At 74.3% G+C, this 26,635-nt stretch carries 29 protein-coding genes; 15 read left to right on the top strand and 14 right to left on the bottom strand.

The genetic code is table 11. The annotated features are described in order from the left end of the window. Window positions 1–10: 10 nt before the first annotated feature. Window positions 11–1,312 carry an FAD-binding oxidoreductase gene (locus ACFVNO_RS14975; RefSeq protein ID WP_378892861.1) on the bottom strand — a complete coding sequence of 434 codons (1,302 nt, stop codon included), beginning with the start codon at window positions 1,310–1,312 and terminating at the stop codon, window positions 11–13. 92 nt (window positions 1,313–1,404) lie between these two features. Here ACFVNO_RS14975 and ACFVNO_RS14970 point away from each other — a divergent pair, with 92 nt between their 5' ends. The 3 genes from ACFVNO_RS14970 (at window position 1,405) to ACFVNO_RS14960 (ending at window position 5,309) form a co-directional block, all read left to right on the top strand. Next, window positions 1,405–2,274: a sigma-70 family RNA polymerase sigma factor gene (locus tag ACFVNO_RS14970; RefSeq protein ID WP_378892858.1), complete on the top strand. Its 870-nt coding sequence runs from the start codon at window positions 1,405–1,407 to the stop codon at window positions 2,272–2,274. Window positions 2,275–2,384: 110 nt separating this feature from the next. Then, entirely contained in the window at window positions 2,385–3,368 is a 984-nt protein-coding gene (locus tag ACFVNO_RS14965; RefSeq protein ID WP_378892855.1) for an aldo/keto reductase, read from the top strand. Window positions 3,369–3,668: 300 nt separating this feature from the next. Beyond that, entirely contained in the window at window positions 3,669–5,309 is a 1,641-nt protein-coding gene (locus ACFVNO_RS14960) for an ATP-binding cassette domain-containing protein (protein ID WP_378892852.1), read from the top strand. A 167-nt stretch (window positions 5,310–5,476) separates the two neighbouring features. Here ACFVNO_RS14960 and ACFVNO_RS14955 read toward each other — a convergent pair whose 3' ends face one another. The 3 genes from ACFVNO_RS14955 to ACFVNO_RS14945 all read right to left on the bottom strand — a co-directional run bounded on the left by ACFVNO_RS14955 (window position 5,477) and on the right by ACFVNO_RS14945 (window position 7,678). Beyond that, window positions 5,477–6,451, bottom strand: coding sequence for a magnesium and cobalt transport protein CorA (locus ACFVNO_RS14955; protein ID WP_355261387.1), 975 nt, complete (start codon window positions 6,449–6,451; stop codon window positions 5,477–5,479). Between the two features lie 80 nt (window positions 6,452–6,531). Continuing rightward, the gene (locus tag ACFVNO_RS14950) at window positions 6,532–7,161 is read right to left on the bottom strand and encodes a GyrI-like domain-containing protein (RefSeq protein ID WP_355261390.1); all 630 of its coding nucleotides are present in this window, start codon (window positions 7,159–7,161) and stop codon (window positions 6,532–6,534) included. Continuing rightward, window positions 7,151–7,678, bottom strand: a complete 528-nt coding sequence (locus ACFVNO_RS14945) for a PadR family transcriptional regulator (protein ID WP_355261393.1) — start codon at window positions 7,676–7,678, stop codon at window positions 7,151–7,153. Before ACFVNO_RS14945 ends, ACFVNO_RS14950 begins: the two co-directional genes overlap by 11 nt. Before the next feature lie 89 nt (window positions 7,679–7,767). Between ACFVNO_RS14945 and ACFVNO_RS14940 the strand changes: the two genes are divergently transcribed. Together ACFVNO_RS14940 and ACFVNO_RS14935 are read left to right on the top strand one after the other, a co-directional pair. Next, the gene (locus ACFVNO_RS14940) at window positions 7,768–8,493 is read left to right on the top strand and encodes a Mut7-C RNAse domain-containing protein (protein ID WP_378892847.1); all 726 of its coding nucleotides are present in this window, start codon (window positions 7,768–7,770) and stop codon (window positions 8,491–8,493) included. Window positions 8,494–8,797: 304 nt separating this feature from the next. Further along, window positions 8,798–9,994, top strand: a complete 1,197-nt coding sequence (locus ACFVNO_RS14935; RefSeq protein ID WP_378892844.1) for a sensor histidine kinase — start codon at window positions 8,798–8,800, stop codon at window positions 9,992–9,994. Here ACFVNO_RS14935 and ACFVNO_RS14930 read toward each other — a convergent pair. Further along, on the bottom strand, window positions 9,985–11,457 hold the full coding sequence (locus ACFVNO_RS14930) for a serine hydrolase domain-containing protein (protein WP_378892841.1): 1,473 nt from the start codon (window positions 11,455–11,457) through the stop codon (window positions 9,985–9,987). The two genes, ACFVNO_RS14935 and ACFVNO_RS14930, sit on opposite strands and share 10 nt — an antisense overlap. A 139-nt stretch (window positions 11,458–11,596) precedes the next feature. Here ACFVNO_RS14930 and ACFVNO_RS14925 point away from each other — a divergent pair, with 139 nt between their 5' ends. The 3 genes from ACFVNO_RS14925 (at window position 11,597) to ACFVNO_RS14915 (ending at window position 14,233) form a co-directional block, all read left to right on the top strand. Continuing rightward, on the top strand, window positions 11,597–12,265 hold the full coding sequence (locus ACFVNO_RS14925; RefSeq protein WP_355261405.1) for a response regulator transcription factor: 669 nt from the start codon (window positions 11,597–11,599) through the stop codon (window positions 12,263–12,265). Window positions 12,266–12,325: 60 nt separating this feature from the next. Continuing rightward, a complete protein-coding gene (locus ACFVNO_RS14920; RefSeq protein WP_355261408.1) occupies window positions 12,326–12,970 on the top strand; it encodes a TetR/AcrR family transcriptional regulator in 645 nt (214 codons plus the stop codon). A gap of 105 nt (window positions 12,971–13,075) precedes the next feature. After that, on the top strand, window positions 13,076–14,233 hold the full coding sequence (locus ACFVNO_RS14915; protein WP_378892837.1) for an alpha-hydroxy-acid oxidizing protein: 1,158 nt from the start codon (window positions 13,076–13,078) through the stop codon (window positions 14,231–14,233). Here the strand turns inward: ACFVNO_RS14915 and ACFVNO_RS14910 are convergent. Next, window positions 14,202–14,852, bottom strand: a complete 651-nt coding sequence (locus ACFVNO_RS14910; protein ID WP_378892834.1) for a TetR/AcrR family transcriptional regulator — start codon at window positions 14,850–14,852, stop codon at window positions 14,202–14,204. The genes ACFVNO_RS14915 and ACFVNO_RS14910 overlap by 32 nt on opposite strands. 68 nt (window positions 14,853–14,920) lie before the next feature. Between ACFVNO_RS14910 and ACFVNO_RS14905 the strand changes: the two genes are divergently transcribed. Together ACFVNO_RS14905 and ACFVNO_RS14900 are read left to right on the top strand one after the other, a co-directional pair. After that, on the top strand, window positions 14,921–15,313 hold the full coding sequence (locus tag ACFVNO_RS14905; RefSeq protein ID WP_378892831.1) for a hypothetical protein: 393 nt from the start codon (window positions 14,921–14,923) through the stop codon (window positions 15,311–15,313). A gap of 42 nt (window positions 15,314–15,355) precedes the next feature. Then, window positions 15,356–16,285 carry a ribonuclease Z gene (locus ACFVNO_RS14900; RefSeq protein WP_378892828.1) on the top strand — a complete coding sequence of 310 codons (930 nt, stop codon included), beginning with the start codon at window positions 15,356–15,358 and terminating at the stop codon, window positions 16,283–16,285. A gap of 4 nt (window positions 16,286–16,289) precedes the next feature. On the opposite strand, the gene ACFVNO_RS14895 is transcribed toward ACFVNO_RS14900, so the two are convergent. Next, window positions 16,290–17,309 carry an aminotransferase class V-fold PLP-dependent enzyme gene (locus ACFVNO_RS14895; protein ID WP_378892825.1) on the bottom strand — a complete coding sequence of 340 codons (1,020 nt, stop codon included), beginning with the start codon at window positions 17,307–17,309 and terminating at the stop codon, window positions 16,290–16,292. Window positions 17,310–17,554: 245 nt separating this feature from the next. Here ACFVNO_RS14895 and ACFVNO_RS14890 point away from each other — a divergent pair, with 245 nt between their 5' ends. Next, window positions 17,555–18,655 (top strand): ABC transporter substrate-binding protein, encoded by a 1,101-nt coding sequence (locus tag ACFVNO_RS14890; protein ID WP_378892822.1) that lies wholly within the window; start codon window positions 17,555–17,557, stop codon window positions 18,653–18,655. A gap of 162 nt (window positions 18,656–18,817) precedes the next feature. Here ACFVNO_RS14890 and ACFVNO_RS14885 read toward each other — a convergent pair whose 3' ends face one another. Then, on the bottom strand, window positions 18,818–18,967 hold the full coding sequence (locus ACFVNO_RS14885; protein ID WP_378892819.1) for an Arc family DNA-binding protein: 150 nt from the start codon (window positions 18,965–18,967) through the stop codon (window positions 18,818–18,820). A 71-nt stretch (window positions 18,968–19,038) separates the two neighbouring features. Here ACFVNO_RS14885 and ACFVNO_RS14880 point away from each other — a divergent pair, with 71 nt between their 5' ends. Next, window positions 19,039–20,358, top strand: coding sequence for an RNA-guided endonuclease InsQ/TnpB family protein (locus ACFVNO_RS14880; RefSeq protein WP_378892816.1), 1,320 nt, complete (start codon window positions 19,039–19,041; stop codon window positions 20,356–20,358). Window positions 20,359–20,380: 22 nt separating this feature from the next. Here the strand turns inward: ACFVNO_RS14880 and ACFVNO_RS14875 are convergent, their stop codons facing one another. Together ACFVNO_RS14875 and ACFVNO_RS14870 are read right to left on the bottom strand one after the other, a co-directional pair. Next, on the bottom strand, window positions 20,381–20,647 hold the full coding sequence (locus ACFVNO_RS14875) for a hypothetical protein (RefSeq protein ID WP_378892813.1): 267 nt from the start codon (window positions 20,645–20,647) through the stop codon (window positions 20,381–20,383). 9 nt (window positions 20,648–20,656) lie between these two features. After that, entirely contained in the window at window positions 20,657–21,358 is a 702-nt protein-coding gene (locus tag ACFVNO_RS14870) for a winged helix-turn-helix domain-containing protein (RefSeq protein ID WP_355261423.1), read from the bottom strand. A 106-nt stretch (window positions 21,359–21,464) separates the two neighbouring features. Between ACFVNO_RS14870 and ACFVNO_RS14865 the strand changes: the two genes are divergently transcribed. Beyond that, complete coding sequence (locus tag ACFVNO_RS14865) at window positions 21,465–22,199, top strand: class I SAM-dependent methyltransferase (RefSeq protein ID WP_378892809.1); 735 nt, start codon at window positions 21,465–21,467, stop codon at window positions 22,197–22,199. On the opposite strand, the gene ACFVNO_RS14860 is transcribed toward ACFVNO_RS14865, so the two are convergent. After that, window positions 22,196–22,582, bottom strand: a complete 387-nt coding sequence (locus tag ACFVNO_RS14860) for a pyridoxamine 5'-phosphate oxidase family protein (RefSeq protein ID WP_378892806.1) — start codon at window positions 22,580–22,582, stop codon at window positions 22,196–22,198. The genes ACFVNO_RS14865 and ACFVNO_RS14860 overlap by 4 nt on opposite strands. A gap of 114 nt (window positions 22,583–22,696) precedes the next feature. On the opposite strand from ACFVNO_RS14860, the gene ACFVNO_RS14855 reads away from it, so the two are divergent. Further along, the gene (locus ACFVNO_RS14855) at window positions 22,697–23,314 is read left to right on the top strand and encodes a DUF1707 domain-containing protein (protein WP_355261432.1); all 618 of its coding nucleotides are present in this window, start codon (window positions 22,697–22,699) and stop codon (window positions 23,312–23,314) included. A 60-nt stretch (window positions 23,315–23,374) separates the two neighbouring features. Here ACFVNO_RS14855 and ACFVNO_RS14850 read toward each other — a convergent pair whose 3' ends face one another. After that, window positions 23,375–23,665, bottom strand: a complete 291-nt coding sequence (locus ACFVNO_RS14850; protein ID WP_378892803.1) for a hypothetical protein — start codon at window positions 23,663–23,665, stop codon at window positions 23,375–23,377. A gap of 121 nt (window positions 23,666–23,786) precedes the next feature. Between ACFVNO_RS14850 and pip the strand changes: the two genes are divergently transcribed. Continuing rightward, a complete protein-coding gene (gene pip, locus ACFVNO_RS14845; protein ID WP_355261438.1) occupies window positions 23,787–24,719 on the top strand; it encodes a prolyl aminopeptidase in 933 nt (310 codons plus the stop codon). A gap of 18 nt (window positions 24,720–24,737) precedes the next feature. Here the strand turns inward: pip and ACFVNO_RS14840 are convergent, their stop codons facing one another. Both ACFVNO_RS14840 and ACFVNO_RS14835 read right to left on the bottom strand, forming a co-directional pair. Next, window positions 24,738–25,391, bottom strand: a complete 654-nt coding sequence (locus ACFVNO_RS14840; protein ID WP_220560955.1) for a response regulator transcription factor — start codon at window positions 25,389–25,391, stop codon at window positions 24,738–24,740. Continuing rightward, complete coding sequence (locus ACFVNO_RS14835; protein WP_378892799.1) at window positions 25,391–26,590, bottom strand: sensor histidine kinase; 1,200 nt, start codon at window positions 26,588–26,590, stop codon at window positions 25,391–25,393. Before ACFVNO_RS14835 ends, ACFVNO_RS14840 begins: the two co-directional genes overlap by 1 nt. Between the last annotated feature and the right edge of the window lie 45 nt (window positions 26,591–26,635).

Here is a 26,635-nt window from a genome sequence, read left to right as displayed (position 1 = left end):
CCGCCGCACCTCACCCCAGCACCGGATGGGCCGCCCGCACCACACCGCGCGGATCCCGCTCACGCTTGATCCGCCCCAACCGCTCCAGCACCCCCGGCGAGAACACCCGCCCCAACGGCTCCCCGCCCGCCAGAGCCGTCAACGGCTTGCGCCCGCTCACCTCCACCCCCGCGAACAGCCGCTCCAACCGGCTCCGCACCGCACCCGCCCCACCCGGACCCACCGGCGCCCCGAACGCGTACGCGTAGAACGGCTCGGTCAACGACCCGAACGGCGTCGCCGACGGCCCCGCCAGCGCACCGCCCAACCCCCGCACCTGCACCCCGAACAGCGGATCCAGCGGCTCGGCCGCCAACGCCGCACTCCACTCGCCCACCGCACCCGTCAACAGCTCCGTCCGCGCCAGCCCCGGCGTCGGATCCACCGGATCACCCGAGACCGACCCCAGCCCCGTCAACGGCAGCACCCCCAGGGTGTCGCGCACCGACCCGCCCACCGACGCCAACGGCGCCAGCAGCTTCTCCCCCACCGCCGCCGACCCCAGGAACGCCGCCTGCACCGACACCAGCGGCTCCGCCCCCGGGAACCGGTGCAGACTCCACCACACCGACAACTCCTCCGGAGCCCCCGCCAGGACCTCCGCATACGCCGCAGCCACCCGCGCCGCCCGCTCCACAGGCCACACCACCGCACCCGCGTACAGCTCCGGGGCCTCGAACAGCTCCAGCTCCACCCCCGTCACCACCGCCGCGTCACCACCACCACCGCACAGCGCCCAGAACAGGTCCGGATCCGACTGCGCGCTCACCCGCGCCCGCCCGCCCCCGGCGTCCACCACCTCCCAGGCACGCACCGCGTCGGCCGCCCACCCGAAACGGCGCCCGAACCAGCTCAAACCCCCGCCCAGCGTGTACCCGACCACCCCCACACCCGGCGAACTGCCCGGCAGACCGGTCAACCCGTGCACCGCCGCCGCCTCCTGCACCCGCCCCCACGACACCCCGGCCCCCACCCGCACCCTCCGGCGCACCGGGTCCACCTCCACCCCGTCCAGCGCCCCCGTGCGCACCAGCACCGCCCCCGACGCACTGCCCGTCGCACCGTGCCCCGTCGTCTGCGCCGCCACCGACAGCCCGCGCTCACCCGCCCACCGCACCACCGCGGCCACATCCCCCGCGTCGGCGACCTCCACCACCGCCACCGGCTCCTGCCGCACCGCCAGGTTCCACGGCCGCGACGCCGCCCCGAACCCCGCGTCCCCGCCGGCCAGCACCCGACCGCGCACCACCGTCTCCAAACCCCGCACACCCATCACGGCCCCCTCCTGTCACACCACCGGAACCCCTCACGTCGTCCCGGTGAACCGTCGAACCCATGACGGACCCCACCGCGAGAATGTGACCGATGCACGAGAAAACCTCCGAAGAAAACCGCGCCGCCCTCTTCCAGGAGCACCGGCCCCTCCTGCTGTCCGTCGCCCACCGCATGCTCGGGTCCACCGCGGAGGCCGAGGACGCCGTCCAGGAGACCTGGCTGCGCCTGGCCCGCACCACCGAACGGATCGACAACCCCGCCGGCTGGCTCACCACCGTCACCGGCCGCATCTGCCTGGACCTGCTGCGCTCGCGCACCGCCCGCCGCGAGGACCCCGCCGACCGGCCCGGCACCGAACCCGCCGACCCCGACCCCGGACCCGAACACCGGGCCCTGACCGCCGACGCCGTGAGCACCGCCCTCCTGGTGGTCCTGGACGCCCTCACCCCCGCCGAACGCCTCGCGTTCGTCCTGCACGACGTGTTCGCCGTCCCCTTCGACGACATCGCACCCCTCCTGGAACGCACCCCCGCCGCGACCCGCCAGCTCGCCAGCCGCGCCCGCCGCCGCCTGCGCGGCACCCCCGCCCCCGCCACCACCGCGACGGCCACCGGCCACCACGACACCGTGGTGCAGGCGTTCCTGACCGCGGCCCGCGGCGGCGACCTGACCGGCCTGCTCACCGTCCTGGACCCGCAGGTGACCGCCCGCGGCGACGTCTTCGCCCGCCTGCACGGGGTCCCGGCACTGGCCCGCGGCGCCGGCACCGTCGCCGCCCAGGCCGTCACCTTCTCCCGCCTGGCCCACGGGGCCCGCCCCGTCCGCGTCGACGGCCGCCCCGGCTTCCTGTCCCTGTCCGACCACCGCCCCACCGCGGTCCTGCTGTTCACCGTCACCGACGGCCGTATCACCGCCATCGACATCCACTACGACCCCGACCTGCTCACCGCCCTGTCCTGACCGGGTACCGGTGGCCGCACCCGGACACGGCCACCGGCGCCCCCGCCCGCACCCCGCCCCATCCGCCAGACTGACCCCATGCACACCACCACCGACCCCCGGGAGGCCTGATGCGACTGCGCACCCTGGGCCGCACCGGCCTGCGCGTCAGCGACCTGTTCCTGGGCACCATGGGCTTCACCACCACCGCCGAGGCCACCCGCATGATCGACCGCTACCAGGACGCCGGCGGCAACGTCATCGACACCGCCCCCGTCTACGGCGACAGCGAGGACATCCTCGGCCGGGTCCTGCATGGCACCCGCCGCGACCACTTCGTCCTGGCCACCAAGTTCACCCTGCCCGCCGACCCCGCCAACCCGCTCACCGCCGGATCCCACCGCAAATCCCTGCGCCTGTCCCTGGAACGCAGCCTGCGCCGCCTGCGCACCGACCACATCGACCTGCTGTGGGTGCACTGCCACGACCCGCGCACCCCCGTCGAGGAGACGATGCGCGCCCTGGACGATGCCGTCCGGGCCGGCACCGTCCTGTACACCGGCGCCTCCAACCTGCCCGCCTGGGCGGTGGCCGCCGCCAACACCGGCGCCGACCTGCGCGACCGCACCCCCTTCAGCGCCCTCCAGGTCCCCTACAGCCTCGCCCGCCGCGACATCGAACGCGAACTCCTGCCCATGGCCCGCACCCTGGGCCTGAGCACCGCCGCCTACAGCCCCCTGGGCGGCAGCCTGCTGTCCGGCCGCTTCGCCCGCCCCGACGCCCCCGCCACCGGCCGCGTCGACCCCGCCGACCTCACCGAACACGAACGCGCCCTGGCCCGCACCCTGCACGAGGTCGCCTCCGACGAAGGCGTGGGCGACGCCCCCGCCGCCATCGCCTGGCTGCTCTCGCGCCCCGACCCCGTCCACCCCATCCTGGGCCCGCGCACCGACGCCCAGCTCACCGACCTGCTCACCGCCGCCGACACCACCCTGTCCCCCCACGCCCTGGACCGGCTGGAGGAGGCCTCCCGCACCCCGCTCGGCTACCCCGCCGACCTCATCGCCCAGACCCTGCCCTGGCTCGACGGCCCCCGCGAGGTCCACCCCCGCTGAGGCAGCCGCGGCCACGTGAGCGACCCGACACCGAAACCGCCACCCCCTCCCCCGCACCGCCCCCAGGGCCCCGCCCCCGCCCACGGGCCGTAAAACCACTGGCCACCCCCGCCCCCCACCGCCTACCCTGGGCCACATGCAGTACGTCCTCTACCTCTAACGGCCCCACGCAGACCCGCCCCACGCCCGGCGTGGCCGCGGGTGCCCACGCGTACCCGGACCCCGCCTTCACGGGTCCACCGTCAGAGGAACCGGGAGGCTCCCCGCCCACACGGGTCGAGCCCCCGCACGAGGAGAGACATGCCCACCCTGGACCCCGCCGCCGCGCCCGCCGGCGAACGCGCCCAGCTCACCGCCACCGACCTGCACCTGGCCCGCGGCGGACGCCCCGTCCTGGCCGGCGTCGACATGACCGTCACCCCCCGCTCTCGCTGGGGCGTCGTCGGAGAGAACGGCCGCGGCAAATCCACCCTGCTCCAGGTACTCACCGGAGCCCTGGAACCCGACCGCGGCACCGTCCGCCGCATCGGCACCATCGGCCACGCCGAACAGGAGATGCACACCACCGGCGGCCGCACCGTCGGCGACCTCATCGACATCGAACTCGCCGACGCCCGCACCGCCCTGGCCGCACTGGACGCCGCCGCCGCCCGCATGGCCCGAGGCGAACCCGGAGCCGACACCGACTACACCGCCGCGCTCACCGCCGCCGAGACCCTGGACGCCTGGGACGCCGACCGGCGCGTGGACCTGGCCCTGGAACACCTGGACGCGGTCACCGACCGCACCCGCCCGCTGCACGAGCTGTCGGTGGGCCAGCGCTACCGGGTGCGCCTGGCCGCCCTCCTGGGCGCCGGACACGACTTCCTGCTGCTGGACGAGCCCACCAACCACCTCGACGCCGCCGGCCTGGACTTCCTCACCGCCCGCCTGCGCGAACACCGCAACGGGGTGGTGCTGGTCAGCCACGACCGCGCCCTGCTGTCGGACGTGGCCACCACCGTCCTGGACCTGGACCCCAGCCGCGACGGCCGCCCCCGCGTCCACGGCGGCGGCTTCGCCGGCTACCAGCAGGGCCGACGCGCCGAACGCGACCGCTGGGAGGAGGAGTACGAACAGCAGCAGGCCGAACACGCCCGCCTGACCCAGGACCTGTCCCACGCCCAGAACCGGCTCATCAGCGGCTGGCGCCCCGACAAGGGCACCGGCAAGCACCAGCGGGCCACCCGCGCCGGCGGCCTGGTGCGCGCCGTCCACCGCCGGCGCGCCGACCTGGAGGCCCACGCCGTCACCATGCCCCCGCCGCCGCTGCGGCTGCGCATGCCCGACCTGCCCGCCCGCCCGGGCGCGACCCTGCTGGACGCCGCAGGGGTGAGCGTGGCCGGACGCCTGCACCACCCCGTGGACGTGCACCTGGAGTCGGGGGACCGCCTGGTGGTCACCGGCCCCAACGGGGCGGGCAAGTCCACCCTGCTGGCGGTCCTGGCCCAACTGCTGCAACCCACGACGGGCACGGTCCGCACCGCCCGCGGGGCGCGGGTGCGCCTGCTCGCCCAGGAGTCGCCGCAGGCGCCCTCGCGCCGCGCCCACGAGGTGTTCGAGGCCCGGATGCAGGACCTGGTCGGCCGCGGCGCGCTCCGCGAGGCGGTGCCGCTGTCCTCGCTGGGGCTGCTGTCGGCCGCCGACGCCTCACGCCCGGTGGGCGAGCTGTCCATGGGCCAGCAGCGCCGCCTGGACCTGGCGATGGCGCTGGCCGAGCGCCCGCACGTGCTGCTGCTGGACGAGCCCACCAACCACCTGTCGATCCCGCTGGTGGAGGAGCTCACCGAGGGGCTGGGCGCCACCGCGGCCGCGGTGGTGGTGGCCACCCACGACCGGCAGCTGCGCCGCGACGTGGCCTCCTGGCCCCACCTGCCCCTGGACTCGGCCGTCCGCGTCTAGGGCGCGCCCCTGGGGTCCCGTGCCGCGCTCGGGCCCGCCCGCCGGGCGCCGGAAGGCCCCCAGCGGACGGCCCGCGGCCACGGGTCCTCCTCCGGGACGCCCCCGGCCGGGTTCCGGAATCTCCGGAACCCCGCCGGGCACCTCGCGCACCCCCCGGGGGTCGGGGCTCACAGCCACCGGTTGCGGCGCAGCCGGTGGTAGATCAGGGCGCTGATGAGCACCATCACCGCCATCATCAGCGGGTACCCGTAGTCCCAGTGCAGCTCGGGCATGCCGTCGAAGTTCATGCCGTAGAACCCGGCGATCATCGTGGGGACGGCGATGACCGCGGCCCAGGAGGAGATCTTGCGGACGTCCTCGTTCTGCTCCTTGCCCAACAGCGCCAGGTGCGCCGTCAGGGCGCTGGTGAGCAGCTCGTTGTGCGCGTCGACCAGGTCGTCCACCCGCAGCAGGTGGTCCAGCACGTCCCGGAAGTGCTCGCGGGTGGAGGAGAACTGCGTCATCCGCCCCTTGACGATCTCCTGCAGGACCGGGATGAGGGGGCCCTCGGCCCTGCGGAACTCCAGCACCTCGCGCTTGAGCCGGTAGATCTCCTCGGTGACGTCCTCGCCGCGGGGCCGGAACACCTCCTGCTCCAGGGCGATGATGTCGGTCTCGACCTTGTGCCCGATGACCCCGTAGTGGTCGACGATGTCGTCGATGAACCCGTGCAGCACCGCGGGCGGCCCCAGGCGCAGGAAGTCCGGGTCCTTCTCCAGCCGCTCGCGCACCCCGTCCAGGGGGCCGGCCGGGCCGTGCTGGACACTGACGATGAAGTCGGCGCCCACGAACAGCATGATCTCCCCCGCCTCGACGTCGAAGGCGCGCTCGTCGTAGGAGAGGGTCTTGACCACCACGAACGAGGTCTCGCCGTAGTGCTCGATCTTGGGTCGCTCGTGCGCTTCGAGGGCGTCCTCCACCGCCAGGGGGTGCAGGTCCAACTCCTCCTGGATGAGGGCGAACTCCTCCGCGGTGGGCTCGTGCAGCCCGATCCACAGGAAGCAGTCCTCGGTCTCACCGCGTTCGAGGTCGAACGCGTCGCTGATGTCGCCGTCGATCTCCCGGCGCAACCCGTGCCGGTAGATGGCCTTGTCGATGATCACCCGCAGATCATGGTGCCCCGGCCCCGGGAGCGCAACGCCTTGGCCGTACCCGGCCGCGCCCCGCTCCCGGCCGGGAGCGGCTAGGCGCGGTCGCCGTCCTCCACCACGGGCTGGCGCAAGATGGTGCGCAGCCTCTCGGGCGCGGTCCTGCGCAGGTCGCTGAGGTAGATCTCGTGGTGGCGGCCGCCCAGGCGCAGCCCCTGGGAGGGGATGAACTCGCGGTGCATCCGCTCCAGCACCGGGCCCTCCTCGTCGAAGGGGCCCACGTGCAGGGTCTGCACGCACCGGCCCTCGCTCAGCGGCGCGAGCCGCACGTCCTCCAGCCGGGCGGGGGCGTTCTTGGCGCCGGCCTGCGCGACGGCGGCGGCGAACATGTCCTGCCCGGTCCAGTCCGGGACCATGATCATCAGGGTCCAGTCCCACCGCGACTTGTCGCGCGCGGTGGTGAACGCGTCCATGTCGCCCGACCACCACAGGCCCTCCAGGGGCATGACGACGTGGTCGCGGCCCAGCTCCCTCTTGGCGGCGAACTTGAGCTTGTAGGCCACCGGGTACAGCGCCCGGACCGCCTCGGCGAAGGCGGGGGTGTTGGGGTCCCCGTGGCCGTCGATCATCAGGTAGCGCAGCTCGGGCACGTCCAGGACCCGGAAGTGCCCGGCCCGGGCGCTGTAGGAGTCCAGGGTCTTCTTGAAGTCGGTCTTAGCGGTCATCGTGCACCCGGGCCCGCGCTGCGAGCCACGTCCTTTCCGCCTCCATGAGGCTCAGCGAGTAGGAGAACACCTCGCGCGCCGCGCGGGGCAGCGGCTCCTGGGCGTCCTGGGCCGCGCGGGCGGCGGCGATGCGCTCCTCCAGCGCGGCCAGCCGCTCGCCCAGGACCGCGGCGTACTCGGCCGGGGTGAGCAGGTCCAGGTGGGCGATACCCGCCAGTACCGGGTGGGCGGCGGGGGCCGGGTCGCGCAGGAGGGCGAGCGCCCCCGCCCGGGCGGCCTCGCGCCCGGCACCGGTGGCGTGGAAGACGCGGCGGGACCGGGCGGCGTCCGGGGCCCGGGGGACGTGGACCAGTCCGCGCTTGTGGAGCCGCTCGAGCAGGTAGTAGATCGAGGAGAACCCGATGTCGGTCCAGCGGCGGATGCCGCGCTGCTCGATGACCTGCTCCAGGTCGTATCCGTGGCGGGGGCGCTCCACGACCAGGCCCAGCACGGTCAGTTCTGCGGGTGTCAGCTCCACGCCCCCTATTCTAGCACTAGAATAAGCGGGGCCGTCAGCGCCCGGAAAAGGGGAGGTGGGCGGGGCCGGCGCGGTGGCATACTCGGCCGATGGAACCCACCCTGGAACTGCGCTTCGCACCCGAACTACGGTTCTTCCTGGCCCCGCGCCACCGCGGCGGGACCCTGCGGGCGCGCGCCGACTCCACCTCCACCCTGGCCCACGTGGTCCAGTCGCACGGTGTGCCCATGACCGAGGTCGGCACACTGCTCCTGGACGGGCGCCCCGCCGGGCCCGGCACCATCCCCGCCCCCGGGCAGACCGTGGACGTCCCGCCCCTGCCCCTGCCCCAGGCGGTCCCCTTCCCCTTGCGCTTTCTGCTGGACGTGCACCTGGGCACCCTGGCCCGGCGGCTGCGCCTGCTGGGACTGGACACCGCCTACGACAACGACCGCGACGACCCCTCGCTGTTCCGGCAGGCCAACGCCGAGGAGCGGGTCCTGCTCACGCGCGACCGCGGCCTGCTCTCCCGCGCGGGGCTGCGCGCGGGCGCCCACGTGCGCAACACCCGCCCCGACGAGCAGCTGCGCGAGGTCCTGCACCGGTTCGCCCCCGACCTGGACCCGTGGACGCGCTGCCCGGCCTGCAACGGGGTCCTGGTCCACACCGAGAAGCAGCAGGTGGCCGGCGACCTGCAGGCGGGCACCCGCGCCGCCTACGACGCGTTCGCCCGCTGCCCGGCCTGTGAGCGCGTGTACTGGCCCGGCGCCCACCACTCCCACCTGGCCCGCATCGTGCGCCGGGCTCAGGAGGAGGTCTGGGCCCACCGCGCCTGATGCCCGCCCCGCCCGCGCACCGCGGTCCGGGGCGGGGTCCGCCCACCCCCGTCTAATAACGTTTCGTTGGAAACGTAACTACTAAAACGTATCCAGTTACGTTGGCCTCCGAGGCGCCCGGAAACCCCGGAATCCTGGCCCACGATAAGTGGGCCTTATAATGATGTACATCTTGTGTTGCTACATAAGTGGGACAGTGCGGCCGCATAACGTTGGCACCCCCACCCCACCCCGCCCCCGCGGGGTGCGAAAACGCGATGGGTACAGCCACCACTGAACCCAGGGGCGGGGTTAGCGTGAACCCATGACCGAGCACCCCCGCGCCCCCTGGTACGCCGACCCGCGCTGGACCGCCCCCACCGCCCTGGTCTCGGCCCTGCCCGCCCTGTGGGACACACCCCCGGCCGCGGCCGCCCTGGCCGCCGCCACCGGCGTCACCGCCGCCCTCACCCACCCGCGCGCCCCGCTCACCGCCCTGGCCCTGGCCGCCGCGGCCACCACCGTGACCCCCCTGCTGGGAATCCCCACCTGCCTGCTCGCCTACCGCTGCGGCCGCACCGGGACCGCCCTGCACCCGCGCCACCTGGCCGGCGCCGCCGCCCTCACCCTCGCCCTGGCCGCGGCCGCCCTCACCGGGGCCGCGCCCCTGAGCGCCGACGCCGTTGCCGCCCTGCCCCTGTACGTCGCCCTGCCCTGGGCGGTGGGCGCCCACCGCCGCGCCCTGGACCTGCTGGCCCGCCACCGGCAACAGGAGCAGGAACACCGCGCCCGGCTGCGCGAACGCGCCCGCATCGCCCACGACATGCACGACTCCCTCGGCCACGACCTGGGGCTGCTCGCGGTCCGCGCCGCCGCCCTGGAGGTCGCCCCCGACCCCACCCCCGACCAGGCCCGCGCCGCGGCCGCCGAACTGCGCCGCGGCGCCGCCCGCGCCACCGAACACCTGCGCCAGGTGATCGGCGTCCTGCACCCCCACACCCCCGAGACCACCCCCGCCGACGACCTGCCCGACCTGCTCGACCGGGCCCGCGCCGCCGGCATGGACATCCACACCGACCTGGACCGGGACCACGGCGCCCCCGACCCGGTGGCCCGCGCCGTCCACCGCATCGTCCAGGAGGCCCTGACCAACGCCGCCCGCCACGCCCCCGACGCCCCGGTCACCGTCCGCGTGCACACCAACACGGACGCCACCGATGTCACCGTCGCCAACACCGCGGCCCGCCGCACCCCCCAGCCCCCCGGCGGCGGCACCGGTCTGGCCGCCGCCCGCGAACGCGCCCGCGCCCTGGGCGGCACCCTGCACGCCGGCCCCCACGGGGACGGGTTCGCCGTGCGCGCCCACCTGCCCCACCACGCCCCCGCCACAACACCCCCCGCCGAACAGCCCCCCGCCCCCACCGCCGACCGGCGCCGCCTGCGCCGCGACCTGCTCCTGGCCCTGGCGCTCACCCTGGCCCTGACCTGCACCGCCACCCTCGCCCTGGCCGCCTACACCTGACCCGCCCCAGCCCGCGCCCGGGCCCGCCAGCGCACCGCGGCCACCACCACCCCCGACAGGGCGGCCACCGCCAGCCACACCATGGCACCGGCCGGCACCAGGCCCCCCGACAGCACCGCCCACACCGTGCGCGGATGCGCCCCCGAGGCCGCACCCAACACCACCAGCCACACCACCACCCCTGCGGGCACCAGCACCGGCACCGAGGCCACCAGGGCACGCCACCGCGGCCGCACCGCCAGGCGCCCGCCCCAGGCCCGGGCCCGCCGCAACCGCACCGCGCCCACCACCGCGCTGGAGGCGGCCCCGGCCCCCAGGGCCAGGTCCAGGTACAGGTTGGCGGGCGGCCGCGGCGCCGGGTCGCGCCCCTGCGCCAGGTCCAGCACCCCGGCGGCCAGGGGGTAGGCGGTGTCCAGGTAGGAGAAGGTGTCGTCCAGCACCGCCACCCCCCACTCCCGGTCCGCCGACAGCAGCTGCTGGGCCAGGTGGGAGTACTCGGTGCCGCCGTGCGCCCACCGGCCGTCGTCCAAGAGCCGCCACCCCAGCGTGTAGTCGCCCCCCGCCGTACCGGGGGCGAGCGCCTCTCGCACCGACGCCCGGGACAGGAACACCTCCCCCGACGCGGACCGGCCCGCACCGGTGTAGGGGGCCAGCCACCGCCCCAGGTCGCGGGCGGTGGAGACCACCTCCCCCGACCCCGTGGACAGGTCCGGCGGAAGCGCGCGCACCGGCCGCATCCCCAGGACGCGCAGGTGCCCCGGCGCCATGCCCTCCACGGCCGCCCCCGCCGGCACCGAGGCGCTGTCCCCCATGCCCAGCGGCGCGAACACCCGATCTTGCAGGGCGTCGGCGAACGGCACCCCGGCCACCTCCTGCACCAGGGCCGCCGCCAACCAGTAGTTGCCGTTGAAGTACCGGTGCGCGGTGCCCGGCTCGGCCGCCAGCCCCATCCCCGACAGGATCCGGACCGCGTCGTCCAAGGACTCCTTGTGCGCGCGGTCGGGGGACAGCAGCCCCTGCGAGGCCAACCCGGAGGTCTGCTCCAGCAGGTGGCGCACCGTGATGCGCCGCCCCCGCGGATCGACCGGGTCGAACGCCGGCAGGTGCTCGACCACCGGGTCGTCCAACCCCAACAACCCCTCCTCCACCAGCCGCAGGACCGCCGCCGCCGTCATCGACTTGGACAGCGACGCCACCGGCATCACACTGTCCGCGGTCACCGCCCGCCCCAGCGCATCACGCCCGTACCCGGCGGCGTGCACCACCCGCCCCCGGTGCACCACCACGACCGCGACCCCGCCCAGCCCCTGCCGCTCCCGGAACTCCTCGACATGGGCGTCGACCCGCCCGCCCAGCCCCGCCGGCACCTCCCCCTCCCGTCCCGCCGCCGGAACGGCGCACATCAGCAACGCCACAACCGCCGACACCACCACGACCACGCGCACACCCGCCTCGGCAACCATGGGACCGAACCTAGGCCCGGGCCGACGGCCGCCGCCTGGGCCCCCAGAGGGGCAGCACCCCCCACTTTCGGGGGAGACGCCCGCCCCGCCCCCGGCCCGCTACCCTTCCCCACAAAGGGAAACGGGAAAGGGGGGAGGGATGGACCGGATCCGGGTCCTGCTGGCCGACGACGACGCCCTCATGCGCGCCGGACTGCGCGCCATCTTGGCCGCCGACCCGCACCTGGAGGTGGTCGCCGAGGCCGCCGACGGCGACCAGGCCCTGCACCGGTGCCTGCGCCACCGCCCCGACCTGGCCCTGCTGGACGTGCGCATGCCCGGCACCGACGGCCTGGCCGCCGCCCGCCGCATCCGCGCCCGCCTCCCCGGCACCGCCGTCGTCATGCTCACCCTCTTCGGCGAGGACGAGAACATCGACGCCGCCCTGGACATCGGCGTGGACGGGTTCGTCCTCAAGACCGGCGACCCCGCCGACCTGCTCGCCGCCCTGCGCGCGGCCGCCACCGGCGCCGCGTTCCTGTCCCCGCCGGTGGCCCGCCGCGTCCTGCACCGCCACTACGGCCCCCGCACCCGCCAACAGGAACGCGACCGCGACCGGATCCGGGCCCTGACCCCCCGCGAACGCCAGGTCCTGGCCCTGGTCGGACACGGCGAGACCGACCGGGACATCGCCCGCCTGCTCGACGTGGCGCCCAGCACCGTCAAAACCCACCTGGACTCCCTGCGCCTGCGCCTGGGCGTCCACGGCCGGGTCCACCTGGCCCTCATCGCCCACCGCGCCGGCCTCACCACGAACCCCTCCCCCTGAACACCCCGCACACCGGCCGGACACGCCACCGCCCCCGCAAGGAGCGCTACCGTGAAACCCATGACACGACCCCGGGTGGAACTGGTGCGCCCCTGGCGGGGCATGACCCCCGACGAACGCCAACAGGCCCGGCGCCGCCGCCTGCTGGACGCCGCCCTGGAGGAGTTCGCCACCACCGGCTTCCGCGCCGCCACCGTCGGCGCGATCTGCGCCCGCGCCCACCTCACCAACCGCTACTTCTACGAGCACTTCGCCGACCGCGAGGCCGCCCTGCGCGCCCTGTACGACGAACTCCTGGACCGGGCCCTGACCGCCATGACCACCGCCCTGGACACCCGGCAGGACTTCGAGGACCAGGTCATGGCCGCCCTGGGCGCCTACCTCGACTACGTCATGGCCGACCCGCGCCGGGTCCGCATCATCTCCGTGGAGAGCGTGGGCGTCAGCCCCGCCATGGAGGAGCGCCGCCGCACCGCCCGCCACACCATCGCCGGCCTGGTCGACGCCGCCTACGCCCGCGGCGCGGCCCGCGGCCGCCTGGTGGAGCGCCCCTTCCGCAAACAGGCCCTGGCCCTGGTCGGGGCCGCCAACGAACTGGTCGTCGACTGGGTCCTGGGCGACCGCACCCAAGACGCCGACCGCGTGCGCGCCGACATCGCCGAGGTGTTCCTGCCGCTGCTGCGCTCACGCCGCACCACCCCCTGACCGCCCCGCACCGCCGGCGGCCACCCCCGCACCCACTCTTGACACACCCACATGTCAACTTGCATGGTGTGAACCACACCACACCCCCTGTGCGAGGACCCCACCATGAACCCCCGCTACGGCGACTACCAGCTCGAGATCTACCTCAACGGCCTCACCGGCGTCCTCCCCGACCACCCCATGACCTTCACCGACCTCGCCGAACGCGCCCGCCACGCCCTACCCGCCTCCCTGTGGTCCTACGTCGCCGGCGGCGCCGGCGACGAACACACCCAGGACGCCAACACCCGCGCCTTCAACGACTGGGGCCTGTACCCCCGCATGTTCGTCGGCGCCGCCCAACGCGACCTGTCCGTGGACCTGTGCGGCATCACCCTGCCCTCACCCCTGCTCATGGCCCCCGTCGGCGTCATCGGCCTGTGCTCCCAGGACCACCACGGCGACATCGCCACCGCCCAAGCAGCCGCCACCACCGGCGTACCGATGATCGCCTCCACCCTCACCCAGGACCCCATGGAACAGGTCACCCCCCACCTGGGCGACACCCCCGGCCTCTTCCAGCTCTACACCCCCACCGACCGCGACCTCGCCGCCAGCCTCGTCCACCGCGCCGAACAAACCGGATTCCGCGCCATCGTCGTCACCCTGGACACCTGGATCACCGGCTGGCGCCCCCGCGACCTGGCCACCGCCAACTTCCCCCAACTACGCGGCCACTGCCTGGCCAACTACACCTCCGACCCCGTCTTCCAAAAAATCGTCGGCCCCGACCCCACCCCCGACCAGGTGGTCGCCACCTGGGCCGGACTCTTCGGCAACCCCCTCACCTGGGACGACCTGCCCTGGCTGCGCTCCCTCACCGACCTGCCGCTCATCGTCAAGGGCATCTGCCACCCCGACGACGCCCGCCGCGCCGCCGACGCCGGCGTCGACGCCATCTACTGCTCCAACCACGGCGGCCGCCAGGCCAACGGCGGCATCCCCGCCCTGCGCTGCCTGCCCGCCGTGGCCGCCGCCACCGACCTGCCCGTCATCTTCGACTCCGGGATCCGCTCGGGCACCGACATCGTCAAAGCCCTCGCCCTGGGCGCCACCGCCGTCGCCGTGGGCCGCCCCTACGCCTACGCCCTGGCCGCCGGCGGCGTCCCCGGCCTCGTCCACACCCTGCGCGCCCTCCTGGCCGAAGCCGACCTGCTCATGGCCGTCAACGGCTACCCCACCCCGGCCGACCTCACCCCCCAGGCCCTCGAACACCTGCGCTGACCCCCGGCCCGGGCCCCTCCAGCACCGCGTCGCACACCAGGGCCCGGGCGGCGTCGGCGAAGAACCGCTCATCGGCTCGGGTCAGGCCGAGCACGACGCCCTGGCCCATGCCGACCAGCAGCGCCCGCAGCGCCGTGGCCAGACGCCGCGCCCGATCGGCCCCCACCGGGGCGCCGCCGTGGTCGCGGCCGGCGAAGAGCGCCGCCAGGCGCTCCTCCTGCGCGGCGATCGAGTCGGCGAGCCGGGAGCGCAGCGCCTCGTCGCGCAGGGCCATGTCCATCAGGGCCGCCTGCAGTGCCAGGTCCGACCTCGCCCGGGGCCCCCGGCAGCCGCGCCGGTACAGGCGCGCGAACGCCCCGACCGCCCCGACCAGGTCCAGGTCGGCGCCGACCTCCCGCTCGGCCTCCTCGTAGTCCCCTCGAAGGTGCTCGGCGACCAAGGCGGTGACCAGGCCGTCCTTGCTGCCGAACAGCGAGTAGACGGCACCGGTGGTCAGGCCGGCCCGGTCGGCGATCTCCTCCAGCCGGGCACGGTGGCCGTCCCGGGCGAGAACCTCCCGGGCCGCCTCCAACAGGGCGCGGCGGTTGCGTTCCTTGGTCTGACCCCTCGTCATTCGCATAATCCCATTATTGCCATAATCTGATTACCGAAGTGGTCGGGTCGACACCGAACAAAAGGGGACCGAACATGGCACCGAACAGGACCGCGGCACCGCTCACAGCGGGGGTCATCGCCGACGGCGCCGTCAAGACCCTGCTCGGAGCCGCCTTCACCCTGGGAGCCGCCCCCATCGGCGCCCTGCTCGGCGTCCCCACCTGGCTGATGGCCGCCTCCGGCCTGGCCCTGCTGGCCGGCGGCGGCATCGAGATCGCCTGCGCGCGCACCCGCCCGATGCCCGCCCTCCTGAAGCTCATGGCCTGCTACGACGGCGGCTGGGTCCTGACCGCGCTCACCGGCCTGCTCATCACCCACCAGGGCGCCACCCTGGGCGGCGAGGTGTGGATCGGCTACCAGACCGTCGCCCCCCTGGTGCTCGCCGCCCTACTGGCCCCGAACCCCCGCCCGGGCCCGACCCACTGAAAACCACGCGCCCCACCCCCAGGCCGTGACAGGATGCACCCCATGTCGGCACGCGAACTCACCGTCCTGGGCACCTCCAGCGCGGTCCCCACCCCACGGCGCAACCACAACGGCTACTTCCTGCGCTGGGACACCCACGGCATCCTCTTCGACCCCGGAGAAGGCACCCAACGCCAGATGCGCACCGCGGGCCTGTCCGCCACCGACATCACCCGCATCTGCATCACCCACTTCCACGGCGACCACAGCCTGGGCCTGCCCGGCATCATCCAGCGCATCGCCCGCGACCAGGTCCCCCACCCCGTCCCCGTCGCCCACCCCGCCGCCGGCGCCGACCACTTCGAACGGCTGCGCCACGCCACCGCCTTCCACGACACCGCCCGCATCGTCCCCCAACCCGTCTCCGGGGACGGCACCAGCCTCCCAGGGGAGTCCGACCTGCACATCACCGCGCTACCGCTGACCCACTCCCTGCCCTGCTACGGGTACCGCATCGCCGAACCCGACGGCTGGCGCATGCTCCCCGACCGACTCGCCGCCCACAACATCACCGGCCCCCTCATCGGAGAACTGCACCGGCAGGGACACGTCACCGCCCCCGACGGCCACCGCGTCGAACTGGCCGACTGCGCCCGACCCCGCCCCGGACAGGTCATGGCGTTCGTCATGGACACCGCCCCCTGCCCCCAGGCCGTCGAACTCGCCCGCGGCGCCGACCTGCTCGTCATCGAATCCACCTACCTGGACTCCGAAGAACACCTCGCCGCACCCTACGGCCACCTCACCGCCCGCCAGGCAGGCCGCATCGCCGCCCAGGCCGGCGCCCGCTCGGTGGTCCTCACCCACATCTCCGAACGCTACGACGCCGACCAGGACCCCCTCTTCACCGCCCAGGCCGCCCAGGAGTACGACGGCCCCCTCACCCTCGCCCACGACCTGGACCGCATCCCCGTCCCCGCCCGCGCCCACTGACCGCCTACACCAGCGCGCCGGCGGCCCGGTCCACATCCTCCTCGGTGTTGTACAGGTGGAACGACAACCGGGTACGCCCCGCCCGCACCGTCGTCACCACCCCCGCCGCCGCCAGACGCTCATACGCCCCCGGCACCTCCACCGACACGATCGCCGACCCGCCCGGCCCCCACCCCAACCGGGCCCGGAACCGGTCCGCCAACCCCACGTTGTGGGCGTGCACCCTGTCCACCCCCACCCCCAGCAGCACGTCCAACGACGCCACCGCCGCGGTGTGCGCCACCCAGTTCGGCGAGGTGTCGAACCGGCGCGCCCCCGCCGCCGGCACGAACCGGTCCGCGAACAGATCCGCCGGATCCGCCGCCGCGGCCGGCCCCGCACCCGGCACCACCCCCATACGCTCCTGCACCGCCGGCGCCAGGTAGGCGTACCCCAGCCCGCGCGGCGTCATCAACCACTTGTAGGCGGCCCCCACCAGCACGTCGAACCCCGACGCGTCCAACGGCAACCACCCGGCCGCCTGCGTGGCATCCCCCACCACCAGCGCACCCGCCCCCCGGGCGGCCGCCACCACCTCGGCCACCGGCGCCACCGCACCCGTCCCCGGGTGCACCACACTGAACGCGACCGCCTCACACCCCTCACCGACGGCCTCCGCCAACCGGCCCAGGGGCACCGAGCGCACCCGCACCCCCCGCGCCTGGAACGGGAACAGCACCGACGCGAACTCCCCCTCGGGCACCACCACCCGCGCCGACCCCGGCAGGGACGCCGCCACCGTGCCCAACAGCTGCGAGGCGGCCGCACCCAACGCGACGTCACCCCCGGGCACACCCAACAGGGCGCCCAGGCGCCGGCGGGCCTCCCCGGTGGTGCGCCCCCACCGGGCCGGATCACCCGTGCCCACCGCACAGGAGTCGAGGTACTCGGCCAGCGCGGCCCGGGTGGTGGCGGGCAGCACCCCGTACTGGGCGGTGTTCAACCAGACGGTGTCGGTGTTCCACAGGTGGCGCAGATTGTCCATCCCCCCGTCCTACCACCCGCCCCCGCACCCGACCGACGCCAGGGCCCGCCCCAGGGCGCGCTCGGCGATGCCCGCCATCACCCCCCGGTCCGACACCGCCGGCCCCGCCAGGTACCGCAACGGCCCACCGACAAGAGGGGAGCGCACATCATGCCATCCGATAACCGGTTGTCCACCCCCGAAGGCCACCGGTGTAATGACCGCACACGGCCGCCCCGGCCACCGGCAGCGAAAGACACCCCCGGATGAACACACCCGCCGCACCGCACGACCCCACCGCACCGGTCCTCATCGGCGCCCTGGCCCCCCTGACCCCGCCCGGCTGGGTCGACGCCGGCCACCACCTCCTCACCGGCCTGCAGACCGCCGCCGACCACGTCAACGCCACCGGCGGCATCCACGGCCGCCCCCTGCGCCTCCTCGTCCGCGACACCGCCGCCGACCCCGACCGCGCCGCGGCCGCCGTCGACGAACTCGCCGACCTGGGCGTCACCGCCCTGGCAGGGGAGTACCACAGCGTCGTCGCCCGCGCCGCCGCCGCCCGCGCCCACCGCCGGGCCCTGCCCTTCCTGTGCTCCTCCGCGGTCCTGGACACCCTCACCGACCACCCCTCACCCTGGATCGCCCGCCTGGCCCCCGCCCAGTCCCACGGCTGGCGCACCTACGCCGACTTCCTCCTGGCCCGAGGCCACCACCGCATCGCCGTCACCGCCCAACCCAGCGCCTACTGGCAGGCCGGCACCCGCATCCTGCACGACCACCTCACCCCCCGCGGCGCCACCCTGATCACCCTGGACGCCGACCCCCACCACCCCCAAGCCGTCCGCGACGCCCTGGCCCACCACCGCGCCACCGCCCTGCTGATCCTGACCGGCGTCCCCGAACCCGCCCTCCCCCTCGTCACCGCCCTACGCCGCGACCCCCGCCTGACCGGCCTGCTCATCGGTGCCCCCGCCGGCCAACCCGAACTGCCCACCTGGACCGACCGGCTCGGCCCCGACGGCGCACAGATCCCCTTCCTGAGCTACCTGCCCCCCACCCTGGACCCCGCCGCCGAACAGGTCCGCACCACCCTGCGCCGACGCCTGGGCCGAGAACCCTCCTTCGTCGCCTACGAAGGCCACGACACCATCACCGTCCTGGCCCACGCCCTACGCGAACACGGCACCGACCGCACCGCCCTCGCCCACGCCTGGCCCCACCTGGACGTCCAGGGCACCCGCGGCCGGATCCGCTTCACCCCCGCCACCGACACCGGCCCGCACCAGTGGCAGTGGGCACCGGTCCAGGTCGTGGACCGCGACCCCCACCACCCCGACCGCCTGCGCGTCCTGCACCAGGGCTGACACTCCCGCAGCCCGACGGAACCCCGGCAGGACCCGCCGAGCCGCGCTCCCGTCATCGACCTCGCGATCACCTCGTTTCAGCGTCACCCGTCCAAGTTCACTGGAGGACACCCCGCCTTCAGGCCGGGGAGGGGGCGCGGACCGCCGCGTAGCGCCACAAGGTCAGCGGTGTTCTTCTCTGGAAGCCGGCGTCTGAGCGGCCTGGCGCAGGATGCGCAGGATCTGGGCGTGCAGTGACCGGTCTTGTTCCTGGGCAATGCGCTTGAGTTCGGCGTGCAACTCGTCGGGGAGACGCAAGGTGATCTGCTTCATAGGCCCAGGCTAGCCCCAAGGAGATCGAGAAAACACCCACGAAGAGCCCAACCTGATGGTATTTTGCCGCCATGCCCAGGTTCCGGTTGTACCCCACTCATGCACAAGAGGCCGTGCTGTTCGGCCACTGTGCACAGGCTCGGCACACCTGGAACCTGGCATGGGAGGTCAACAACACGTATCGCAGGGGAGGGGCCCGCACTGCCTGCCCGGTGCGCTATGCGGGAATGGCGGCGATGCTCACCGAGGTGCGCCGTACCCCCGCCAACGCCCTCACTCCCGAGGAGGCCGGCTACTTCGCGTGGGTGGCCTCCGGCAACGTCGAGATCCAGCAGCAGGCACTGCGCGACTTCGACCAGGCCCTGGTCAATTTCTTCAACGGCTCCCACGGGTATCCGAACCGGCGGAAGAAGCACCACAGCGAGGGCTTCCGCGTCATCGGCACCAGCCGCACCCCGGCCTTCGACAAGGAGGGGCGTCCTGTGCTCAACACCAAGGGCGAACAGGTCATGTCCCGCGCCGTCACCGTGCAGAAATCGAACAAGAAATGGGCGCAGGTCAAGGTTCCGGGCGCGGGATGGGTGAGGTTCCGCAACACCCGCCGCGCCCTCCCCGAGGCCAAGTCGTTCCGGGTCACCTACCGGACCGGGCGATGGTACGTGGCCTTCGCTGTCAAACCTGCCCCGATCAGTGCTCCCGGCAACAGCACCACTGTCGGCGTCGACCGGGGCGTTGCGATCACAGCAGCCCTGTCTGACGGGCGGGTACTCAACTGCCCGCAGCCATCGGCCAGGGAACGTGCCCGGCTGCTCAAGCACCAGCGGCGCGCGGCATGTGCCCCCAAGGGCAGCCCGAAGCGCAGGGATGAGTACGCCCGGATCGCACGGCTGCGGGAGAAGGAGGCGAACCGGCGCCGGGACTGGGTGGAGAAGACCTCCACCATGCTCGCCCGGTCCTTCGACACGATCCGGTTCGAGGATCTGAAGATCAGGAACATGACCCGCTCCGCCAAGGGCACCATGGAGGAGCCGGGCAGGCGGGTCGCGCAGAAGGCCGGGTTGAACCGGGCGATTCTCGCCCAAGGGTGGGGTCTGCTCCGCACACGGACCGGTCACAAGGCTCCGGGCCGGGTGGAGGACGTCCCAGCCGCTTATACGAGTCTGCGGTGCAGCGACTGCGGATGGGTGGACAAGAACTCGCGCAAGAGCCAAGCCGAGTTCATCTGCTCCTCCTGCGGTTTCACCTGCAACGCCGACCTGAATGCTTCCAACAACGTCGCGGCAGGACAGGGCGGCACCCCCGCCCCGGCCCCCAGGGGCCGTGCCGGAGGGACGACCGGACACAAGTCTGTGAGCGTCCGTGAACCCCAGCAGCTCCTCCTCTTCGAGTAGGAACCGCTGAAATCCTCCGGCTTCACCCGGGGGAGGATGTCAAGTACACCCCGAACCACAACAGCCCCGAGCACACGATCCCCGGCCACGCCGCCCGCACCGGCCACCCCGACCGGGTCACCACCAACAGAACACCGAGCACCACCGCCCCGGCCAACAACCGCCCCAGGGCCAACGCCCCCGGCGAGAAGAACCCGCCGGTCACCCGGATGGACACGAACGCCGACGCCCACAGGACGACGGTCACCCCGGCCGCCACCACGGCCAGGACAGGAACACGAGAAGTCATGCGGCGACCCTAGAGGCCGGACACTTCGCCCCCCACCGAAACATCCAGCACCTCACCCCACGCCCGCCGCCCCTCCCGCGTCACCCGCACCGCCCGCGAGGACCCCACCCGCTCACACCACCCCGCGGCGAACGCGTGCGCGCACAGCACCGCCCCGGCCGCCCCCGCCACATGGTGGCGCCGCTCGGTCCAGTCCAGGCACGCCCGCGCCAACGGCCGCCGCCCCCGCTCCGGCAGCGGCGCACCCAGCTCCGCGAACCACTCCCGGCCCCGGCCGGTCACCCCCAGGTCGGCCGTGAGCAGCCCCCGCCCCACCATCGCCTCGGCCACCGCACACCCCAGCGCACCCGCCAGATGGTCGTAACACGTACGCGCCCGCGCCAACGCGTCCCGCACACGGTGGGCGCGCAGCGTCGGCGCCACCGTCGCGGCGGGCGCCGCCCGCGCCGCCAACGCCTCCACCAGGGCCGCGATCCCCTCATCGGCCAAGGCCACATATCGGTGCCGCCCCTGCCGGCGCTCCACCAGCACCCCGCCGCCGACCAGCCGCCCCAGGTGCGCGCTCATCGTCGAAGCGCCCACACCCGTGTGCCGGCACAGCTCGGACGCCGTCCAGGCCCGCCCGTCCGCCAACGCCAGGCACACCCCCGCCCGGGTCGGATCCGCCAACAGGGCCGCCAACGCGGCCGTCTCGTACGCATGAGAGGACATGCCGCCAGCATCCCACCACCACACTTCGCCCACCGACGAACCGTCAACGCAGCCCAGGCGAAAAAACCCGGTGCGCGCCCACCCGCCGCCCCGGGATACTCCGCCCATGCACAACCCCTACGACGACCCCGCCGTCGCCGCCCTCTACGACGCCTTCAACCCCTGGGCGCCCTGCGACGACTTCTACCTCGACCTCGTCATGGACGCCCCCGCCGCCCTGGACGTGGGCTGCGGCACCGGCCTGCTCCTGCGCACCGCCCGCGCCCACGGCCACACCGGCCACCTGGTCGGACTCGACCCCGCCGACGCCATGCTCGACATCGCCCGCTCCCACACCCGCGACGTCCACTGGACCCGCGGAGACCTGGCCACCCACACCTGGAACGGCGGATTCGACCTGGTCACCATGACCGGCCACGCCTTCCAGGAACTGCTCACCGACACCGCCACCGTCCAGGCCCTGACCGCCATGCGCACCGCCCTGAACCCCGGCGGCCTCATCGCCTTCGAAACCCGCAACATCACCGCCCGCGCCTGGGAACGGTGGACCCCCGACCACCCCTGGACCGGCACCCTGCCCGACGGCCGCACCGTCACCGACACCCACGACGCCCGCCCCATCACCCCCCAGGGGCTGGTGACGTTCACCTCCACCACCACCGACGCCGACGGCCACGAGATCCTGTCCACCGTCAGCACCCTGCGGTTCCTGACCACCGACCACCTGGACACCCTGCTGGCCGCCGCCGGACTCACCGTCGCCGAACGCCACGGCACCTGGGACCGCACCCCCCTGACCCCCGCCTCACCGGAGGTCATCACCCTGGCCCGCCCCGCCTAGTCCGGGCGCACGTTCCCCAACACCCTCTCCACGGTGACCTCGATGACCACCCGGGCCGGGTTGGGCCGCGGCTCCCGGTACCGGTCCGCGTACCGGCGCACCGCCTCGGCCACCCGCTCGGGGTCATCGGACACCACCGCCGACCCCTCCACCGTGCACCAGCGCCGCCCCTGCACCTGCGACACCGACACCCGCACCCCCGGGTGCGCGGCCAGGTTGCGGGCCTTGAAACTGGCCCCGTCGCAGATCACCCGCACCACACCCAGGTCGGCGTCATAGGTCGCCCCCACCGGCACCTGGTGGATCGACCCGTCCGGCCGCGGCGAGGCCAGCATGCACAACCGGTGCTCACCCCAGAACTCCACGAACCCGCTCTCACCCACACGAACCCCCTCCGATCGCAGGAGCCCAGGATCCCACGCCCCCGCCCCCACCCCCCACCAGGGCCCCTACACCCCGCCGGGCCCGCACCGGCCGCCCCCTATACCCTTACCGGCGTGAACGACCACCACCCCCACCCCGACCCCGCAGGGCGGATGCGCGCCTCCCACCACGACCGCGACACGGTCGTCGAACGCCTACGCGACGCGGCCGCCGAAGGACGCCTGGACCCCGACGAATTCGACGAACGCCTCGAACGGGCCCTGACCGCCAAAACCCACGCCGACCTGAACGCCCTCACCGCCGACCTGCCCGCACCCCAGGCCGCCCTCCAACAAGCCGCCGAACAACAGCGGCCGCCCCTGATCGTCCAAGGCGGCATCAGCGGCGCAACCCTCGGCCCCAACCGCTGGCAGGCCCCCGCCCACATCACCGCCCACGGCGGCCTGGGCGGCGCCACCCTCGACTTCAGCCGCGTCCAGAGCCACCTGCCCGAAATCCACGTGGAAGCCCACGGCGACACCTCCGGCGTCACCATCGTCATCCCCGACGGCTGGGCCGCCGACACCGCCGGCATCGACCCCGGCATCGGCGGCCTCAAGGACAAGACCACCCCCGACCGCCACCCCGGCACCCCCCTGATCCGCCTCACCGGAACCGGCGGCCTCGGCGGCGTCCACATACGCCACCCCAACCGCAGAGAACGCCGCAAACTCGACACCGACCCCGCCTGACACCACCCGCGGCCCGCCCCCCACCCCGGACGGCGGGCCGACCCGCACCACCGGGCGGGCTCACCCCAACGCACCCCGCGCCGCACGGTGCCGCAACCGGATCCGCACCGCCCGCTGCGCCCCCGCATCCAACACCCCCACCACCCCCACCACCTCAGCGACCTGCACCAACGCCTCCGAAGCCCCCTCCACCCCCGCCACCAGCACCACCAACCGCGCCAACCCCCGCGCGTCCACGAACTCCCCCACCGGAGTCCCCGCCAACACCCCCACCAGCACCCGCTCGGCCACCACCGGATCCACCTCACCGGCCCCCACCAGCACCCGCACCGCCTCACCCAGCGTCCGCACCCGCTCCACCACCACGACCCCTCCCCGCCCCCCACCGGGAGGCACCCGCCGGCACGCACCCCGCGCCCGCCCCCACTCCTCTCGAACACCACCCCCGCCCCCCACCCCGAGGGAGCCCCCCATGACCGCCCCCCGCACCCACGGCCACCTCCCCGTCACCGACCACAACACCCTCTACTGGGAAGAACACGGCACCCCCCACGGCACCCCCTGCCTCGTCCTGCACGGCGGCCCCGGCTCCAGCGCCCACCCCGGCCTCGTCCACCTCTTCGACACCACCCGCCACCGCGTCATCCTCTTCGACCAACGCGGCGCCGGCCGCTCCACCCCCGACGCCGGACTCCCCACCACCGACCTGGCCACCAACACCACCGCCCACCTCATCGACGACATCGAAGCCCTGCGCACCGCCCGCGGCATCGACTCCTGGCTCGTCACCGGCACCTCCTGGGGCACCACCCTGGGCCTGGCCTACGCCCAAGCCCACCCCGACCGGGTCCGCGCCCTGGTCCTGATCGCCGTCACCACCACCTCACCCACCGAGGTGCACTGGCTCACCCACGCCATGGGCCGCGTCTTCCCCGAACAATGGGAGGCCTTCCGCGACGCCGCCGGCCCCGACGCCGACCCCCACCGCCTCCCCGCCGCCTACGCCCGCCTCCTGGCCCACCCCGACCCCGCCGTACGCGCCGACGCCGCCCGCGCCTGGTGCCGCTGGGAGGACACCCACATGGCCACCACCAACGCCTTCACCCCGTTCCTGTCCACCCGCCCCCTGGACTTCCAGCTCCGCTTCGCCCGCCTGGTCACCCACTACTGGGCCGCCCACGCCTTCCTGCCCGAACACCACCTCCTCCACAACATGCACCGCATCGCCCACCTGCCCGGCGCCCTCGTCCACGGCCGCCTCGACATCAGCGGCCCCGCCGACACCGCCTGGCACCTCGCCCGCCACTGGCCCGCCGCCACCCTGCACATCATCGAAGGCGCCGGACACACCGACCCGGCCCTGCACACCGCCGGCGCCGCCGCCATCACCCGCCTCACCCCCTGACCCCCACGGGGGAGGCGTTCACCGCACCAGCCCCGCCCGGAACGCGAACACCACCAGCTGCGCCCGGTCCCGCGCCCCCAACTTCACCATCGCCCGCGACACATGCGTGCGCGCCGTGGCGGGGGAGACCACCAACCGGCCCGCGATCTCCTCATTACTGAGCCCCTCACCCACCAACCCCACCACCTCCCGCTCCCGCTCCGTCAACACCCCCACATCCACCACCGGCCCCACCGCCGGCCGCGACGACGTGAACGCCGCCACCACCCGCCGCGTCACCGACGGCGACAACAACGCCTCCCCCCGCGCCGCCACCCGCACCGCCTCCAACAACACCCCCGGATCGGCGTCCTTGACCACGAACCCCGACGCCCCCGCCCGCAACGCCTCGAACACGTACTCGTCCAGCTCGAACGTCGTCAACACCACCACCCGCACCCCCGCCAACCCCTCATCGGCACTGATCTCCCGCAACGCCGCCAACCCGTCCATGACCGGCATCCGCACGTCCATCAGCACCACATCGGGCACCACCGCCCGCACCACCTCCACCGCCCGCGCCCCATCGGCGGCCTCACCCACCAGCTCCAGGTCCTCCTCCGCCTCGATCAGCACCCCCAACCCCATCCGCACCAGCGCCTGGTCATCGGCCACTACCACCCGCACCGCCATCACACGACCCCTTCCACCGGAACCCGCACCCGCACCACGAACCCGCCACCATCCCCCGGCCCGGCCGCCAACTCCCCGCCCACACCCCGGGCCCGCTCCCGCATCCCCGCGATCCCCGCACCCTCCACCCACCCCGCACCCGGCCCCGCACCGGTGTCGGCCACCACAAGCCGCACCCACCCCGCCTCGAAGGCCACCTCCACCCGCGCCACCGCACCCGCCCCCGCATGGCGCAGCACATTCGTCAACGCCTCCTGGGCGATCCGCAGCAACGCGTGGTCCACCGCCCCCGGCAGCACCACCGCATCCCCCGACCGCTCCACCTCCACCGCCAACCCCGCCCGACCCATCTCCTCCACCACACCCTCCAACCGGTCCAGCCCCGCCACCGGCTCCAACGCCGCACCCTCGCCGCGGAACACCGCCAACGTGCGCCGCAGCTCCTCCAACGCCGACCGGCTGCTGTCCCGGATCGCCGCCAACGCCACCGCCGCCTGCTCCGGCCGCCGATCCACCACGTGCAGCGCCACCCCCGCCTGCATACTGATCACCGACAGGCTGTGCCCCACCAGGTCGTGCACCTCCCGGGCGATCCGCAACCGCTCCTCGTACCGGTGCCGGGCCACCTCCGCCTCCCGCTCACGCGCCCGCCCCTGCCGACGCGCCCGCACGAACACCCCCGCCCCCGCCCAGGGCGCCGCCACCCCCACCGCCACCGCAAGCGCCGCCCACAACGACCCGCCCACCAGACCCCACCACGGCTCACCCACCCGGGAGAGCACCCCCACCCCCAGGACAGAGGGCAGCGCCCAGCCCAGGAACCGGACCGGCTCCATCCGGATCGCGGCGGAGAACACCACCAGGGCACCCATCACCACCACGACCGGGTTCACCACCCCGCCGCCCACCAGAACCGCACCCGCCCCCGCACCCGCCGCCACCAGAGCCGCCGCAGGGCGCACCCGCCGCACCGCCACCGCCACCACCAGCAGGGCCACCCCGGCCCACACCCCCCACCCCAGCGACACCTGGCCCCACTCCGGGCCCGGCCCGCCCGCCCACGGAGGCCCACCCCGCCCCGGCCCCTCCCCACCGGCCGTGTGCCCGAACGCCACCTGGGCGCGCACCGCCACCACCGCCACCGCACCCAGCACCACACCCAGCCCGGCATCGACCGCGACCGTCCGCACACTCCTCATGCCACCGACCCTAGGCTCCCCGCCCCCACCCCGCATCGCCCCCAC

The organism is Nocardiopsis sp. NPDC057823 (assembly GCF_042797335.1).
Lineage (GTDB): Bacteria > Actinomycetota > Actinomycetes > Streptosporangiales > Streptosporangiaceae > Nocardiopsis > Nocardiopsis changdeensis.
Note: the sequence above shows the minus strand (reverse complement) of the source record. Positions and strands in the feature narration are given on the sequence as shown.

Excerpts from the sequence above, each read along its gene's own strand:
- ACFVNO_RS14975 (WP_378892861.1), bottom strand. The coding sequence starts at position 1,312 with ATGGGTGTGCGGGGTTTGGAGACGGTGGTGCGCGGTCGGGTGCTGGCC.
- ACFVNO_RS14970 (WP_378892858.1), top strand. The coding sequence starts at position 1,405 with ATGCACGAGAAAACCTCCGAAGAAAACCGCGCCGCCCTCTTCCAGGAG.
- ACFVNO_RS14965 (WP_378892855.1), top strand. The coding sequence starts at position 2,385 with ATGCGACTGCGCACCCTGGGCCGCACCGGCCTGCGCGTCAGCGACCTG.
- ACFVNO_RS14960 (WP_378892852.1), top strand. The coding sequence starts at position 3,669 with ATGCCCACCCTGGACCCCGCCGCCGCGCCCGCCGGCGAACGCGCCCAG.
- ACFVNO_RS14950 (WP_355261390.1), bottom strand. The coding sequence starts at position 7,161 with ATGACCGCTAAGACCGACTTCAAGAAGACCCTGGACTCCTACAGCGCC.
- ACFVNO_RS14940 (WP_378892847.1), top strand. The coding sequence starts at position 7,768 with ATGGAACCCACCCTGGAACTGCGCTTCGCACCCGAACTACGGTTCTTC.
- ACFVNO_RS14935 (WP_378892844.1), top strand. The coding sequence starts at position 8,798 with ATGACCGAGCACCCCCGCGCCCCCTGGTACGCCGACCCGCGCTGGACC.
- ACFVNO_RS14930 (WP_378892841.1), bottom strand. The coding sequence starts at position 11,457 with ATGGTTGCCGAGGCGGGTGTGCGCGTGGTCGTGGTGGTGTCGGCGGTT.
- ACFVNO_RS14925 (WP_355261405.1), top strand. The coding sequence starts at position 11,597 with ATGGACCGGATCCGGGTCCTGCTGGCCGACGACGACGCCCTCATGCGC.
- ACFVNO_RS14920 (WP_355261408.1), top strand. The coding sequence starts at position 12,326 with ATGACACGACCCCGGGTGGAACTGGTGCGCCCCTGGCGGGGCATGACC.
- ACFVNO_RS14915 (WP_378892837.1), top strand. The coding sequence starts at position 13,076 with ATGAACCCCCGCTACGGCGACTACCAGCTCGAGATCTACCTCAACGGC.
- ACFVNO_RS14910 (WP_378892834.1), bottom strand. The coding sequence starts at position 14,852 with ATGCGAATGACGAGGGGTCAGACCAAGGAACGCAACCGCCGCGCCCTG.
- ACFVNO_RS14905 (WP_378892831.1), top strand. The coding sequence starts at position 14,921 with ATGGCACCGAACAGGACCGCGGCACCGCTCACAGCGGGGGTCATCGCC.
- ACFVNO_RS14900 (WP_378892828.1), top strand. The coding sequence starts at position 15,356 with ATGTCGGCACGCGAACTCACCGTCCTGGGCACCTCCAGCGCGGTCCCC.
- ACFVNO_RS14895 (WP_378892825.1), bottom strand. The coding sequence starts at position 17,309 with ATGGACAATCTGCGCCACCTGTGGAACACCGACACCGTCTGGTTGAAC.
- ACFVNO_RS14890 (WP_378892822.1), top strand. The coding sequence starts at position 17,555 with ATGAACACACCCGCCGCACCGCACGACCCCACCGCACCGGTCCTCATC.
- ACFVNO_RS14885 (WP_378892819.1), bottom strand. The coding sequence starts at position 18,967 with ATGAAGCAGATCACCTTGCGTCTCCCCGACGAGTTGCACGCCGAACTC.
- ACFVNO_RS14880 (WP_378892816.1), top strand. The coding sequence starts at position 19,039 with ATGCCCAGGTTCCGGTTGTACCCCACTCATGCACAAGAGGCCGTGCTG.
- ACFVNO_RS14875 (WP_378892813.1), bottom strand. The coding sequence starts at position 20,647 with ATGACTTCTCGTGTTCCTGTCCTGGCCGTGGTGGCGGCCGGGGTGACC.
- ACFVNO_RS14870 (WP_355261423.1), bottom strand. The coding sequence starts at position 21,358 with ATGTCCTCTCATGCGTACGAGACGGCCGCGTTGGCGGCCCTGTTGGCG.
- ACFVNO_RS14865 (WP_378892809.1), top strand. The coding sequence starts at position 21,465 with ATGCACAACCCCTACGACGACCCCGCCGTCGCCGCCCTCTACGACGCC.
- pip (WP_355261438.1), top strand. The coding sequence starts at position 23,787 with ATGACCGCCCCCCGCACCCACGGCCACCTCCCCGTCACCGACCACAAC.
- ACFVNO_RS14840 (WP_220560955.1), bottom strand. The coding sequence starts at position 25,391 with ATGGCGGTGCGGGTGGTAGTGGCCGATGACCAGGCGCTGGTGCGGATG.
- ACFVNO_RS14835 (WP_378892799.1), bottom strand. The coding sequence starts at position 26,590 with ATGAGGAGTGTGCGGACGGTCGCGGTCGATGCCGGGCTGGGTGTGGTG.